This window comes from Achromobacter sp. GW823-FHT04E03 (assembly GCF_058796095.1).
Window position 1 is genome coordinate 1,043,731 of sequence record NZ_JBXAIJ010000001.1, and the last position, 15,201, is coordinate 1,058,931.

General features: G+C 63.0%; 13 protein-coding genes. 6 read left to right on the plus strand and 7 right to left on the minus strand.

What is annotated here, in order from left to right; translation table 11 throughout:
* Positions 1–37: 37 nt before the first annotated feature.
* The 5 genes from AC1RHV_RS04835 to AC1RHV_RS04855 form a co-directional block, all read right to left on the minus strand.
* On the minus strand, positions 38–1,369 hold the full coding sequence (locus tag AC1RHV_RS04835; RefSeq protein ID WP_175164120.1) for an MFS transporter: 1,332 nt from the start codon (positions 1,367–1,369) through the stop codon (positions 38–40).
* 146 nt (positions 1,370–1,515) lie between these two features.
* Entirely contained in the window at positions 1,516–2,469 is a 954-nt protein-coding gene (locus AC1RHV_RS04840; RefSeq protein ID WP_054453804.1) for an N-carbamoyl-D-amino-acid hydrolase, read from the minus strand.
* A gap of 18 nt (positions 2,470–2,487) precedes the next feature.
* A complete protein-coding gene (locus AC1RHV_RS04845; protein ID WP_492299885.1) occupies positions 2,488–3,744 on the minus strand; it encodes a M20 family metallo-hydrolase in 1,257 nt (418 codons plus the stop codon).
* Positions 3,741–4,988 (minus strand): diaminopropionate ammonia-lyase, encoded by a 1,248-nt coding sequence (locus AC1RHV_RS04850; protein WP_492299887.1) that lies wholly within the window; start codon positions 4,986–4,988, stop codon positions 3,741–3,743. The genes AC1RHV_RS04845 and AC1RHV_RS04850 overlap by 4 nt, the downstream gene beginning before the upstream one ends.
* A 19-nt stretch (positions 4,989–5,007) precedes the next feature.
* Positions 5,008–5,856, minus strand: a complete 849-nt coding sequence (locus AC1RHV_RS04855; RefSeq protein WP_082400960.1) for a MurR/RpiR family transcriptional regulator — start codon at positions 5,854–5,856, stop codon at positions 5,008–5,010.
* 188 nt (positions 5,857–6,044) lie between these two features.
* Between AC1RHV_RS04855 and AC1RHV_RS04860 the strand changes: the two genes are divergently transcribed.
* A complete protein-coding gene (locus AC1RHV_RS04860) occupies positions 6,045–6,428 on the plus strand; it encodes an I78 family peptidase inhibitor (protein WP_054453798.1) in 384 nt (127 codons plus the stop codon).
* Positions 6,429–6,491: 63 nt separating this feature from the next.
* On the opposite strand, the gene AC1RHV_RS04865 is transcribed toward AC1RHV_RS04860, so the two are convergent.
* The gene (locus AC1RHV_RS04865) at positions 6,492–7,205 is read right to left on the minus strand and encodes a phytanoyl-CoA dioxygenase family protein (RefSeq protein ID WP_492299890.1); all 714 of its coding nucleotides are present in this window, start codon (positions 7,203–7,205) and stop codon (positions 6,492–6,494) included.
* Positions 7,206–7,341: 136 nt separating this feature from the next.
* Here AC1RHV_RS04865 and AC1RHV_RS04870 point away from each other — a divergent pair, with 136 nt between their 5' ends.
* Positions 7,342–7,632: a hypothetical protein gene (locus tag AC1RHV_RS04870; RefSeq protein WP_054453796.1), complete on the plus strand. Its 291-nt coding sequence runs from the start codon at positions 7,342–7,344 to the stop codon at positions 7,630–7,632.
* 525 nt (positions 7,633–8,157) lie between these two features.
* Here the strand turns inward: AC1RHV_RS04870 and AC1RHV_RS04875 are convergent.
* Entirely contained in the window at positions 8,158–8,904 is a 747-nt protein-coding gene (locus AC1RHV_RS04875; RefSeq protein WP_225596780.1) for a lysozyme inhibitor LprI family protein, read from the minus strand.
* 761 nt (positions 8,905–9,665) lie between these two features.
* On the opposite strand from AC1RHV_RS04875, the gene AC1RHV_RS04880 reads away from it, so the two are divergent.
* From AC1RHV_RS04880 to AC1RHV_RS04895, 4 genes are all read left to right on the plus strand, one after another.
* Positions 9,666–10,721 (plus strand): RNA methyltransferase, encoded by a 1,056-nt coding sequence (locus tag AC1RHV_RS04880; RefSeq protein ID WP_310535906.1) that lies wholly within the window; start codon positions 9,666–9,668, stop codon positions 10,719–10,721.
* Between the two features lie 317 nt (positions 10,722–11,038).
* Entirely contained in the window at positions 11,039–11,551 is a 513-nt protein-coding gene (locus AC1RHV_RS04885; protein WP_054453792.1) for a sigma-70 family RNA polymerase sigma factor, read from the plus strand.
* Positions 11,552–11,555: 4 nt separating this feature from the next.
* Positions 11,556–12,566 (plus strand): FecR domain-containing protein, encoded by a 1,011-nt coding sequence (locus AC1RHV_RS04890; RefSeq protein ID WP_492299894.1) that lies wholly within the window; start codon positions 11,556–11,558, stop codon positions 12,564–12,566.
* A gap of 102 nt (positions 12,567–12,668) precedes the next feature.
* Positions 12,669–15,200, plus strand: coding sequence for a TonB-dependent siderophore receptor (locus tag AC1RHV_RS04895; RefSeq protein ID WP_119451943.1), 2,532 nt, complete (start codon positions 12,669–12,671; stop codon positions 15,198–15,200).
* Position 15,201: the final 1 nt, after the last annotated feature.

The window sequence follows — 15,201 nt, forward strand, 5'->3', positions numbered from 1 at the left end:
GGCGGGCGCGGCGCGCCCGCCGATGTAGAGAAGCCGCCTACCGGTTGACCAGGCTCTTCGGCACGCGGTACACCAGCACCGCCCCGATCAGCGTGAAGCTGGCCAGGAAGTACATGCCCCAATCCGTCGAGCCGGTCAGATCCTTGATCCAGCCGATCGCATAGGGGCTGACAAAGGCCGCCAAGCCGGCGAAGGAATTGATCCCGGCGATGCCCGCCGCGGCGCTCTTGCCTTCCAGGAACGCCGTCGGCAGGCTCCAGAACAAGGGCGAGCACACCATGCAGCCGGCGGCCGCCACCGACAGCATGGCCACGGCCAGCATCGGGTTATGGCTGAACAGCGTGCTCAGCGCCAAGCCCGTCCCGCCCACCAGAAACGGCACGATCATGTGCCAGCGGCGCTCGCGCACTGCATCCGAATGGCGGCACACCAGCACCATCGAGATCACCGCGCAGACGTTCGGCACCGCCGTCAGCAGGCCGATGTCCAGCAGCGACACCACGCCGGTCGAACGGATCACCGACGGAATCCAGAACGCCAGGCCCGACAGGCTGGATACCGTGCAATAGCAGATCAGCGCCATATGCACGACGCGCCGGTCCTTGAGCAAGGTCAGCATGGACACGTGTTCGGTCTTGGCGGTCTTCTCGCTCTGCAGGTTCTGGCCCAGCCGCGACTTCTCCGAAGGCGACAGCCAGCGCGCGTCGTCGATGCGGTCATCCAGGTACCAGAACACCGCCAGGCCCAGCAGCACCGAAGGGATGGCCTCGATGATGAACATCCACTGCCAGCCGGCCATGCCGTGCGTGTCATGGAAAGCCTCCATCACCCAGCCCGACAGCGGCCCGCCCAGGATGCCCGCGAACGGCACCGCCGTCATGAACACCGCCACGATCTGGCCGCGCCGGTTCGAGGGAAACCAATAGGTCAGGTACAGGATGATCCCGGGATAGAACCCGGCCTCGGCCGCCCCCAGCAGGAAGCGCAGGATGTAGAACTGCGTCGGCGTCTGCGTCAGGGCCATGGCGGCCGAGATGATGCCCCACAGGATCATGATGCGCGCCAGGGTCTTCTTCGCGCCGATGCGGTGCATCAGCACATTGCTCGGCACCTCGAACAGGAAATAGCCGATGAAGAAAATGCCCGCGCCCAGGCCGTACACCGTTTCGCTGAATTTCAGGTCATCCAGCATCTGCAGTTTGGCAAAGCCGACGTTCACCCGGTCCAGGAACGCCGCGATGTAGCACACCATCAAGAACGGCAGCAGCCGCCACGCCACCTTCCGATACAGCGCATCATCCCGCGCCGCCAGGGGATCCTTGTCTGCGGCAACCGGAGGCGCCGCAATGCTCTCGACTGACTGGTCCATATTTTCACCTTGGGGTCTGTATTTTTTAGGCCGAACGCTCCCCTGCAGGCGCTCGGGGCGCCCGCATGCTGTTTTTTATGGGAAGGGAACGTCCGGGCCGGTTATGCGGACGGTCTATCGACAGTCCGCGCTGGCCGCGCCGCAGGTCAGGCGGTTACCGCCACCTCCGGCGCAGGTTCCACCGCGCCTCTGCGTTCCGTGATCAGGCCGTAAGCCTCGGGACGCCGGTGGCGGTCGAAATTGAAAGTCGTGCTCTTGTAGGACAGGCACAGGTCCAGGTCGCAGCGCGCGATCGCCAGCTCATCGCCCTTGGTCGAGCAGGCGGCAACGATCTCGCCCGACGGCGCGATGATGCAGCTGCCGCCGATCATCTCGCAGCCCTCTTCCTTGCCGGCCTTGGCCACGCCCACCACCCAGGTGCCGTTCTGATAGGCGCCCGCCTGCATCACCAGATGGTTGTGGAACATGGACAGGTCGTCATGCTCGGGCGCCGGCGGGTTGTGCACCGGCGTGTTGTAGCCGAGCAGGATCATTTCCGCGCCTTGCAAGCCCATGACCCGATAGGTCTCGGACCAGCGGCGGTCGTTGCACAAGGCCATGCCCATCACGCCGCCAAAGCCGCGCCAGACATCGAACGATTCGCCGGGCTCGAAATAGTGCTTCTCCAGATGCTGGAAAGCGCGCCACGGCTCGTGTTCGGCATGTCCGGGCAAATGCACCTTGCGGTACTTGCCGATGATGTCGCCGTTCTGGTTCACCAGGATAGACGTGTTGAAGCGGCGCTTGACGCCCTGCTCCACCGCCAGCTCCGCATAACCCAGGTAAAAGCCTATGCCCAGCTTGCGCGCGGTCTCGAACAGTACCCGGGTCTGCGGACCCGGCATCTCGCTTTCATAGAACGCGTCGATCTCGGCCGGATCTTCCATGTACCAGCGCGGGAAGAAAGTCGTCAGCGCCAGCTCCGGAAAAACCACCAGTTGGCAACCCATGGCATGGGCCTGGCGCAGATGCGCGAGCAGGCGCTCGACGACGTCGCGACGCGAGTCGCTGCGCTGGATCGGCCCCAGCTGCGCGGCCGCGACATTGATGATGCGTGACATGTTCAGTCTCCTACGGTTTCATTGTTCTGCGAGTTCGAGCATCAGTTCCAGCAACACGCCGGCGCCCGCCTCGATATCCTGGTCCTGCGTGAATTCAGCGACGTTGTGCGACAGCCCGCCCACGCTGGGCACGAACACCATGCCCGTGGGGCACATGCGCGCCAGCATCTGGGCATCGTGTCCGGCGCCGCTGGGCAGCCGCCGCACCCGGTGCCCGCGGCTGCGCGCGATGTCCTCGACCCGGCCGACGATGGCCTCGTCGAACGCCACCGGCGCGAAATCGGCCAGCACCCGATGGCTCAGTTCCACCCCCTCAGCCGCCGCAGCCTGCGCCGCGTACGCCATGCAGCGCGCAATCGCCACCTGCAAGGCCGCGCCGTCGGTGTTGCGCAGGTCCAGCGTGAAGGTCGCGCGGTTGGGAATGACATTGATCAGGTTGGGAAACAGATTCACCTGCCCCACGGTCGCCAACTGGCCCGTCCCCAACTCGACGGTCAGATCCCGGGCAAAGCACGCGATGCGCGCCGCCACGATGCCGGCGTCATGGCGCAACTCCATCGGCGTGGTGCCGGCATGGTTGGACACGCCGCGCACGGTGAACTCGATCCAGTGGATGCCCTGCACGCCCGTCACCGCGCCGATGGTGTAGCCCTCGTGCTCCAGCACCGGTCCCTGTTCCACGTGCAGTTCGACAAAGGCGTGCACCTGGTTATTGCCTACCGGGGCCGTCCCGGCATAGCCGATGCGGGCCAGGTTCTCGCCCACCGTGGTGCCGTCTATGCCGACCGTGGCCAGCGCGTCCTCCAGCGCCAGGTCACCCTGGAACACCAGGCTGCCCATCATGTCGGGCGCAAAGCGCGCGCCTTCCTCGTTGGTGAAGAACGCCACCGCTATCGGTCTTTCAGTGACCACGCCTGCGTCGTTCAAGGCCGCGACCACTTCCAGCCCGGCCAGCACCCCCAGGTTGCCGTCATAGCGGCCGCCGGTGCGCACCGTGTCGATGTGCGACCCCGTCATCACGGGCGGACCGGCCTTGCGCCCGGCCCGCAGGCCCACCACATTGCCGATGCCGTCCACCGTCACGGCCAGGCCCAGTTCGCGCATCCACCGCACCACCAGATCGCGTCCCTGCCGGTCAGCGTCCGTCAGCGCCAGGCGGCAAACGCCGCCGCCCTCGATGGCGCCGACCTGCGCCAGGTCCGCAATGCGGCGCAACAGCCGGGCGCCGTCGACCCGCACGGCCTGCCGGCCTGCCTCAAGCGCGGCGCCAGTCATGCCACGGCCTCGGCTTCGACCTCGGCAGCGCTCTTGCCGACGATGCGTTGATACAGTTCCGGGTCGGTCGCCCCTTCGCTGCCGAACACCAGCACACGGCTGCCAGCGTCCAGGCCCAGCGCATCGCGTACCGCCGGATCGGCCAGCGCCGCCAGGCAGCCGGTCAGTCCCGCCACGGCCGACTCGCCGGCGACGATGGGCGCATCGCCATACGTGCCGCTTGCCAGCAAACGCACCGTTTCCAGCGCCGCCTCGTCGTCAACCGTCAGGAAAGCCTGCGCGCCGGGATGCAGCACCTCCCACGCCAGCAGCGATACTTCACCGCAGGCCAGCCCGGCCATCACGGTATCCAGATCGCCGTGCACCGCCACCGGCTTGCCGGCGCGGGCGCTCTCGTACAGGCAGGCCGCCTTGTCCGGCTCCACCACGATGAAACGCGGACGGCGCTCGCCCAGCTGCTCCCAGAAATGCGCGCACACCGCGGCCGCCAGCCCGCCCACACCGCCTTGCAGGAACACGTGCGTCGGCAACTCGCCATCGCCCGCCTCGCGCAGCTGGCGCAGTGCCTCGTCGGCCATCACGGCGTATCCCTGCATCACGTCCTTGGGCACCTCCATATAGCCGGGATAAGAAGTATCCGAGACCACATAGCGCCCAAGCCACGCCGCGTCTTGCGCCGCCTGGCGCACCGAGTCGTCGTAGTTCCCCGGCGTGCGCACGACCTGCGCGCCGTATTGCTCGATCGCCCGCTTGCGCCCTTCGCTGACCGTCGCGTGGATGTAGATCACGCACTGGCAACCGAAGCGTTGCGCGCCCCAGGCCACCGACCGGCCGTGGTTACCGTCCGTCGCGCAGGTCACCGTCATGGCCTGCGTCAGCTCCCGATAGCGGCCGGACAGCAAATCCTCGACCGACAGATCGTCACGCCCCAGCTTGGCCGCCAATTCGCGCAGCAGTTGGCGGCTGACGGCATAGGCGCCGCCCAAGGCCTTGAAGCTGCCCAGCCCAAAGCGGCCGCCCTCGTCCTTGTACCGGATGCCCGCCACGCCTACGGCGCGCGCCAGGCCCGACAGGTCGCGCAGCGGCGTGGGCTGATAGCCCGGCCAGCGGCGGATCTGCGCGTCGGCCTGCGCGTAGGCCTTACCGCCCAGCACGTCCAGCTGCCGTTGGCCGTAAGGCGCGGCGGGTTCGAAGGCCGGATTGGGCGCGTACTGCAGCCGGACGTTCGGAATGGGATGGTTCAAGTCAGTCTCCTCTTGGAAATCAGCGATGCAAGTCGCCGTAGTGTTCGTGCAGGCGTTCTATGTTCTGCAGACGTTCGCGCGCGGCCGCCCCGAGTTTCCGGGCCAGGGCCGAGCACAAATGATTGATGACGCTGGTGGCCGCGACATAGGAATCGAACACGGCCGCGCCGCTGTTCACGCATCGCAACACCAGGTCCGAGCGCGCAGGCAATTCGGTGGCGGTGGGATCGGTCAGCACCACGACCTTCGCGCCCACCCGGTTCGCATGTTCGACGATGGGCTTGAGCAGCGTGACGCGACGCCGGAAATCCATCACCAGCAACACGTCGTCAGGCCCCAGATCAGCCAGATCTTCCGCCAGGTTCAAACCCGCGCCCGGCACCAGCGCAACACCGTCGCGCAACTGCGTCAGCAAGGCCCAGGCGTACTGCGCCAGCACCCGTCCATTGCGAAAGCCCGCAATGCAGATACGGCGAGCGCCGGCAAACAGTTCGATGGCCCGCTCCACGTCGCGGCTGTCCAGGCGCTCGAAGGTCTGCGCCAGGTTCTGCAAATCGGTGGCCAGATGCTCCGCCAGCGCATCCCCCGTCGCGTCCGGCGGACGCACGCCCGCCATCTCGTACAGCGGCGACCCACGGTCGGCCTCATCGCGCGCCTGCGCCCGCACTTCGTTGAAGTTCTCGTACCCCAGACGCCGGAAAAACCGCCCCGCCGTCGCCTTGGACACGCCCGCCTTCTGCGCCAGCTCGGCGCCCGAATAGGCCGCGATATTGCCCAGGCACTCCAGGGTCACGCTAGCCAACCGCTGCTCGCTGTCCGTGAAGCTGTCCTGCAGCGCGAGGATGCGCTCCTGCAACACCGAAGTCATGATGATCCCGCCTATGAAACTATGGTTTCAGAAATATATTCTCATGAAACTTTAGTGTCAATGCAAAATTTGGATCATCGAAGCCGCGCTCACGAATGCCGCTAGCGGCCCTGCCCGGCCCAGGTCACAGCGCGCCCGCGCTGGTCTATCATGGCTTTTTTCAGACGTGTTGTTGTAAGGAGCGTTACATGATCCGAAAGCTGATCCCTTTCCTGCTGGTCGCCAGCCTGACCGCGTGCGCCAACACCGGCGCCCCGCGCTCATCCAGCTCGCCGGCGGCCTCCAGCTCCTCCGGCACCTCGTCTTCCGCTGATGCGGGGACCAGCTATGGCGGGTCTTCATACGGCGGGTCGTCCATGGGCGGCGGCAAGACCTGCGACGCCGCAGCCCTGCAATCCCAGATCGGCCAGAAAGCGACTGCTTCCGTCATGGAAGACCTGCGTACCCGCAGCGGAAGCGCCACCGCACGCATGCTGCGCCCGGGCCAACTGGTCACGATGGAGTACAACGCCACGCGCTTGAATTTGATCGTGGATGACAAGGACGTCATGACTGCGATTCGCTGCGGTTGATCGCAAGTCTGGCTGGCGCGAAAGACTAGCGGTGGAGTCCGCAACCCCCGGCAGACCCCGCTCCTATCCGCTTGCGCGCAGACTGAAACGAGTCGTGGCCATCATCCTGATACGGCTGGACGAATTGACGGATGGGGTGTGCAGCACGCGCATGTCCATCAAAAACACATCGCCAGCCCGTCCCGACATCTCGATGATCTTGGTGTCGGATGCGCTGAGCACAGCTTCGAGATCACCCGGCGTTTTCAACGATCCACGAAGCGTCCCAGCCGCTACACCCGCCACGCGATGAGAACGGGCCAGCGCCAAAGTCGCGCCCCCGTGCTCAATAACGTCGTCGATCAGATAGAACACCTGGATGCCGGGGACCTCGGCGCCGGATTTCGCAGCCAGGTCAACGTGCCAGTTCAGGCTGCGCAGAGACCATGGCCCCTGATGAGGCAAAGACAGCAAGGGCTGCGTGCCTTGGCCGGATTGCGGGGCTCTGCCGGTCAGGCCAGCGATTGCGTTGCGAATTTCCGCCGTATTCAACGTTTCATCCAGATCCGCAATCTTCACCATCGAGGATAGCTTTGCGATCTGCTGAAACGGCGCCAAATTGTTCAGCGAACTGCCCAGACTTTTTCCGCCGGCCCAGACCTTGAGCCGCGATAGCTCTCGCAGAATGCGCTCCCGAAGCGGCGTAAGACAGCGCTTGGAATGTGCGCCGCTCAATCGCAAGTACCCTTCGCTATGGAAGAAGTCGAGCTCTGATTGATTGAGAGTTCTGCCTGTCATGTTCGAGACTTTCGTGGAACGGCTTCTGTCCAGACGGTCGTAAACGTCATTTCCAAACTCGATTTCGGGAGCCATCGTGGCGACTGACACTGAGCAACGTAAAATGTCAGGTCTCCAGCCTCTACTTGCTTTCCTTATGAACCTTGAACGACTACGCCGCGAATTTCCCGACTTCGACATAGCCACCCTGCCGCCCCTGCCCGAAGGGTATTTCGATACGTCGAGCTACATCGATGCCGCTCCCTCATTCGAGAACGAGGAGCGCAGCCTGAAAGTGTATGTCGACTACGCCAACTACGCCGACCGCGAATCCGGCAGAAGCCAGCGCTTCTGCGTTTCGCGCTACGACGAGGAAGCTGGCGACTACGAGGACGTCGCCCTGTCGACCAACGATTGGGCCGAAGTCTTGCGCTTTCTGAGCGCCTGAACACTTGCGACGGGGGGGTGATCGGATTCCACTCCGATTATCGGATGATCGCCCCCGCGACCTCTTGCGTTCCCGTGGTCTTTCTTGATCAGCTCTTAGGTAGCGAACTGTAGGCTGACACCTTTTCTCGAAGCCCTAACGCTTCAGTTTTGTGAGGCAGGGTTCTTGAGTCGCCGGCGCCCGGCCTGCGGGATTCCGATGCTCGCCCCGGTGGGGCTGCGCTTCGGATCCCTCCGCCCGGACACCGGCTCACGGCATCTGCCCATGAACGGTATCCAAAGCCAATGCATCAGGCGACTGCCAGCCGAGGACCCCGGAGTCATCCGAAGCGCAGCCCCGCCGGGGCGAGCATCGGAATGACGCAGGGCAGCCTCGGCGGCTAAAGAACCCTGGCTGTAGGAGGCTTCTGGCCGAGAGCCGCCGGATCCGCCGCTGTGCGCCTCTTCTTCATCGGCATATCCATGATCTTTAGTCCTCATGATATGCCTCGCACACTAAATCACGGATAGGCCCGGGCGCTTACCATCAACCGCCATAGCATTGCGCGTAAGTAAAGTCGACCAGGCGCTTGTCTGAGGCATCCTGTGGCGTGGACGGCTCTACTTGGAAATGCCCGAACATATCGTCGTTGCAGATCCTCACGTTCTTGCGCTGCGTACCTTCCTGCAATACGCAGGAGCCGCCAAAACTGTGATTACTCCCGGCGACGCCAACCGGTAGGTCAATCAGCCGGCTACAACCGATGATTCGGCCGTTTTGCTTCTGATACGACAACGATTGGTTGAACGATTCAACACGGGAGTTGGGATCACGAATCGACACTACATTAACGCACTCGCCACTAACGGTTTGGTTGCCCGGCAGCTTGCAGTCCGAGTACACCTCGCCATTGGCAATATGTTCCTCATTACGAGCCAGCATGGCGATGCGGGTTATGTATGTTTGCTGCAGGCAGGCGCTGTCTTGACAAATATCACGAGCGTATTTAATCCAGTTGCGCTGTTCTTTCGCCAACTCTTTCTTGCCATAGGCATCGGTTGCGGCTAGTGCTGTTTCATAGGCCCCATGCAATTTTCCATCCAGCGCGGATGTCTCGGCATCGCTACAGATCAACCTTTCCGTAGCGCTCACGGCCTTGTTGCAATCAAAACTTGCAGCTTGGGAGCCAGTCCATAGAGTTGCAAGGCCCAACGTAAAGAGAAGCTTTATCGCAGATGCATACAGCATCTTCAGTGCGTAAGCGGGTGGGCGTGTTGAATGCGGCTGGGTCATGATCCTTTCTTCTCAAGTTGTATGTCGATGATGTCTTGCGTACAGCACAACACATCTCCCTCGTGACACGCCAAATCAGCTTAACCGAGCTAATGCACATCTCTGGTCTTGCAATCTTGTCGCTGAAAAAAAGGTGTCAGACTACAATTTTGCAGCATCTGGCTAGCGTATTTGTAGTCTGACACCTTTATTCAAGGTAGGGTTCTTGAGCCGCCGGCGCCCGGACTGCGGGATTCCGATGCTCGCCCCGGTGGGGCTGCGCTTCGGATCCCTCCGCCCGGACACCGGCTCACGGCATCTGCCCATGAACGGCATCCAAAGCCAATGCATTAGGCGACTGCCAGCCGAGGACCCCGGAGTCATCCGAAGCGCAGCCCCGCCGGGGCGAGCATCGGAATGACGCAGGGCAGCCTCGGCGTCTAAAGAACCCTGGCTGTAGGAGTCCATTGAAGATGCAAGTTTGCTCAATGGACTTGAAAGGTAACAAATGTGTATAGGCTTGCCCCGCGCTCATCTCGCGTTGCGGCACTGTGCTGCTCGGGGACCCTGATGACTGTCGGCTTCTGGCCGAGAGCCGCCGGATCCGAATGACCTTTCTCGACCCATTGCTGTCAGTCAAATATCTCCATGCCAGCATAGGGATACTCACGGCACTGCTTCAGCTCTTTTATCGCCTAGGGTGAGACACAGCCATAACTGTCCAAGCTCAAGGTAAGCGTCCTTTCTCCATTTTCCGGGCGCAAGGTAAAATCCGCCCCCCCATGCGCTATTCCGACTTCGACCAACGCCTCGCCGCTCTTGGCGCCTTGCCCGTCCATCGCGGCCGGCTCCTGCGCGTCTGGCTGCAAGGGCAAGCGCTCGACACCGGCACGCGACGTCGGAGCGCCGAACACTTCCTGCCTCTTGCGCTACGCGACGCCGTCCCCGCCTTGACGGCGGAACTGGACGCCCTTGCCCGCGTCCGCTCCGAACACGCCGGCAACGACGGCTCGCGCTTGCTGGTCGAACTCGCCGACGGGCAAATGGTGGAAAGCGTACTGCTGCCGCGCGACGGGCTCTGCGTCTCCACCCAGGTCGGCTGCGCGGTCGGCTGCCGCTTCTGTATGACCGGCAAGAGCGGCCTGATCCGCCAGGTCACGAGCATGGAAATCCTCGCCCAGGTCGTGCTGGCACGGCGTCAGCGCGCGGTGAAGAAAGTCGTCTTCATGGGCATGGGTGAACCGGCGCATAACCTCGAGAACGTGCTCGAAGCCATCGACCTGCTCGGCACCGAAGGCAATATCGGCCACAAGAATCTGGTGTTCTCCACCGTGGGCGACTTGCGCGTATTCGAGGCCCTGCCGCAGCAACGCGTCAAGCCCGCGCTGGCGTTGTCGCTGCACACAACCAAGGCCGATCTGCGTGTGCACCTTCTGCCACGCGCACCGAAAATTGCGCCTGAGGAACTGATAGAACTGGGCGAGAAATACGCTCGCGACACCGATTATCCGATCCAGTATCAGTGGACGCTGCTCAAGGGCATCAACGACGGCGACGACGAGCTCGATGCGGTCGTGCGTCTGCTGAAGGGCAAGTATGGGGTGCTCAACGTCATTCCCTTCAATAGTCTCGAAGGGGATGATTACCAGCGCCCCGATACCGAACGCATCCGCGAGATCGTCCGTAATCTGCAAAGCCGTGGCGTGCTGACGAAGGTCAGGAATAGCGCCGGGCAGGATGTGGATGGGGGCTGTGGGCAGTTGCGCGCTCGGGCCGTTGGCGCGGCGCAGGTGGTCGAATTGCGCAGAAAGCGCAGTGCAAAGGCAGAAATAGCCTAGCTCAGGACTATCCGCCGCTGGCGTGGGCAACCTTTTCGAGAAAGTTGATCTCGGCCCGCCGCGGACTTCTACGTTGTCGCGTTTGCCGCGAAAGCGGCAATGTGCAGCCAGGCCCCCCATAGCGACAAAAAAATAGAGAACGTGGTCCTTGCGACGCTCCATTTGCGTGCGTTCGGGCGCGAGCCCCGGGTGGCGAAGCCGCCGGCTTGGAACGAGCCCCCGCACCCGTCCGATGGCCGGGTTGCCGAATTGATTAGCTGTCTATGTATAATGCGATCAATTCTCATTTGATTCGTTTGCTTCCACATTCCGTCCTCATGCCAGCCCAGGATCTACCTATAACCGATGATTTGGCGGGACTGTATGTCGAGCACGGCAAGTGGCTTCAGGGATGGCTGCGCAAGCGCGTCGGCGACACTTTCGCGGCAGCCGACCTGGCGCAAGACACTTTTCTAAGCCTGCTGGACCGCAAGACCGCGGCTATCGAGATCCGGGAGCCGCGTCCGTTTCTGGCGACGGTTGCCCGGCGGCTCCTCGCACACCGCCACCGCCGGCAGTTGCTTGAAACCGCTTATCTCGAGGCTCTCGCCTGCCTGCCGGAAGAAGTCGCTCCCTCGCCGGAAGCACAGTTGATGGCCGTCGAGAGCCTGCAGCAGATCGACCGCGTGCTCGATGGCCTGCCTCCCAAGGTTCGAGAAGCCTTTCTGTTGGCGCACCTGGTCGAACTGAGCTACGCCGAAATCGCCGAACGGTTGGGGACTTCGACCAGTTCAGTCAAGCAGTATCTGACCAGGGCCAACCGCGAATGCATGTTCGCGCTGGCGACCTGAATTCATGGCCTCTCATAGAGACACGCTAACCCTGCCTGGCGGCCGCGTCATCAGCCGGGCTACTGCGAACGCTGCGGCGGACTGGCTCACGCTGCTGATGTCCGGGGAGGCTGGCGATGAACAGCAACGCCAATGGCGCCAATGGCGCCAGGCACATGTCGATCATGAGGCCGCTTGGCAACATGTCGAATCTGTCACGGGCCGGATGAAATCACTGGAGCGTGCTCCGGCTTACGCGGCCCTGTCGTCGTACGCCACCACCGATCAGCCCTCCTCCGCCGCCCGCCGGCGGGTCACCCGAATGCTCCTGTGGGGGGGAATGGCCACCAGCGCCGGGTTGCTCGCTTCGCGCACTGACACCTGGCAGGCCCGCACGGCCGACTACCGCAGCAACACGGGTGAGCAACGCGAAGTCATGCTGGACGACGGCACCCGGCTGACGCTGAACACGGATAGCGCGGCAAATGTGCGCTTTGATGCGGACCAGCGCCGAATCTTGCTGATGGCGGGCGAGATCATGGTTGCGACTCGACACGGGCCGGGGATGTCCGATCCGCGGCCACTTTCGGTAGTGACCGCCGAGGGCAGCATCCGTTCGCTGGGTACACGATTCACTGTACGGCAGCGCGCTGGACAAACCAGTGTGGCGGTTCTGGAAAGCGCCGTGGAAGTCTCTCCCCGCGCCGGCTCCGGCGCGAGTGTGCTGCACGCCGGCCAGCAGACCCAGTTCAGCCGCGATGCTGTTGGGGCGCCGCGCGCGATCAATGAGCAGGCGGATGCATGGGCGCGGGGTCAGTTGGTGGCGGACGAGCAGCGGCTGGGCGACTTCGCTGCCGAACTGGATCGCTATCGGCGGGGCGTACTGCGCGTCGATCCGCAAATCGCGAATCTGCGGCTTTCGGGTGTCTTTCCATTGGCGGACACGGACAGGATCCTGGCTACGCTGCCCAGCGTGCTGCCAGTACGCGTGCAATGGCGCACCCGTTACTGGGCGACGATCGTACCGGCCGATTGAGGCCCGGGAAAAAATTTTTCGAATCGACTGCCCGATTGGCATGTTCGCGGCACCTACCTAGGAAGGACCGGGATTTTCGGAGGTCCAATCCAGAGGAAGAACATGCCGAACCTGCACCGCGCCCACGATTCGGAGCGCCCTTACCCATCGTCTACTGCGCTTGCCGCCCTGACGCTGACCGCCGCCCTCGCGGCCGGCGTTCCGGCCGCCGTGCTGGCGCAAGGCGCCGCGCCTCCCGCAGCAGGGACCGCCGCGGTCGAATTCAGGATTGCCGCCGGGCCGCTGGCGCCCGCTTTGCGTCAGTTGGCCAGCACGGCCAACATCATGTTGACCTTTACCGCCGAGCAAACCCAGGGCAAGCGCACGGCCGGCGTGAGCGGCCGCCATCCCGCCGCGGGCGCGCTGAGCCTTCTGCTTGCCGGCAGCGGCCTGCGGGCCGTGCAACTGGACAATGGCGCCTACGTGCTGCAAGTCGACGAGACGCTCTCGTCCGCTGCGTCCGACGCCGCCACGCTGCCCATGGTTACAGTAACCGGAACATCGGTAGCGGACGGCACTACCGAGGGCACGGACTCGTACACCACCAGCAGCATGGCCACGGCCACCCGGCTCAACCTGTCCATGCGCGAGACACCGCAGTCGGTCACCGTCATTACCAACGAACGCATCAAGGATCAGAACCTGCAAACGATCAACGATGTGGTGCAGGCGGCCCCCGGCCTGACGTACCGGCGCTTCGGCCCGGAGCGCGCTTCCTTTTATGCGCGCGGCATGTATGTGGACAACATCATGTTCGACGGTCTGCCCGTGAGCCTGGACAGCTCCAACCTGTCGCAGGACCTGCTGTCCACCGACATGGCTATTTATGACCGCGTGGAGATCGTGCGTGGCGCCACCGGGCTGGTGCAGGGTGCAGGGAATCCGTCGGCTGCGATCAATCTGGTGCGCAAGCGGCCGACCGATGTGCCGCAGGTATCCGCCGACGTGAGCGCCGGCAGTTGGGACCACTATAGAGCCCAGCTGGACGCCTCTGGTCCGCTATCGGAGGACGGCAGTCTACGCGGCCGCGCCGTGATCGCCACTCAGGACTACGGAAGCTACAAGCGTGGCGAAAACAGCAGCGGCCAGACGTTTTACGGGATCCTGGAAAAGGACTTGACTGCGTCCACCACGCTCACGCTCAGCGCGTTGCACCAAGAGAACAGGTTGCATGGCAATGGCTTTACCGGCTTGCCCGTGGCCCGCGACGGTAGCGATCTGGATCTGCCTCGATCCACCTCATATGCCAATGACTGGGAACATTGGAACAAGAACACCACTTCGGCGTTCGTGGGACTCGACCACCGATTCGAAAATGGCTGGCGTACGCATCTCTCGGCCTACTACGCGCAGGCCGAGGTCGACATGCTGGGCCATTACCTCAATTACAACTTCACCACCGCAAAATACCGCCAACTAGGCGCGCGCAACGCCCATACGGAAAAGCAGAGCAGCGTGGACCTGTATGCCAACGGTCCCTTTCAATTGCTTGGCCGCACGCATGAACTGGTACTGGGCGCCAGCTACCGCAACATCGATTTCGACGGCAACAGCCGTCAAGGCGTGGTTCTCTACGACAACCTCGATCTCTACGACTTCGATCCGAGTGCCGTCGCCAATCCCAACATCCCGCTGCGCGACTGGATGGACGCCGACATCACCCAGCAAAGCTTATACGCCACGACCCGCCTGAACCTGGCCGATCGGCTGAAACTGATACTGGGCGGACGGTTGGACTGGTTCGACTACAACGACACCGTCAACACGTATCCCAGCTTTACCGCCAATACGCCATCCGTCAGCGCGCATAACCGATACCGCATCAATAACCAACTGACAAAGTACGCCGGCATCGTCTACGACTTGAACGACCAGCACTCCGTCTACGCCAGCTACACGGACATCTTCAAGCCTCAGAATTACATGGACGCCAGCAACAATCTGCTGGATCCGGTGATCGGGCAAAACTATGAAATCGGTATCAAAGGCGAATACTTCAATGGCGCGCTGAATGCCTCGGCAGCATTGTTCCGCATGGACCAGAAAAACCGCGCCTTTCGCAGCACCGATCAGACCCAATGCGCCGGTTACCCGACGGTCGCCTGCTATTCGGCCGCCGGCGAAGTACGCAGCCAGGGCGTGGAATTCGAATTGCAGGGCGCCATCACCCCCAACTGGCAAGTGAGCCTGGGCTACACGGTGGCCATCGCGCGTTATCGCAAGGATGCGAACCCCGACAATGTGGGCGAGCTGTTCGACACAGACACGCCGCGACACCTGTTCAAGCTGTCGACGATGTACCGGCTGTCTGGCGCTTTGCAAGGCTGGCGCATCGGCGGCTCGGTCTACCGCCAGGGCTCCATCTACAACCAGGGCACCACGAGCGGCGTTCCCTTCCGTATCAGCCAGGACGCCTACACCCTGGCCGACCTGGTAGTGGGCTGGCAGGCGACGCCGAAGCTGGATGTACAGCTCAACATCAATAACGTCTTTGACAAGAAGTACTACAACGCGCTGTCCGGCAATGTGGGCTTTCCGAGCAATGTCTATGGCGAGCCGCGCAGTGTGACGCTGTCGGCACGCTACCAATTCTGAT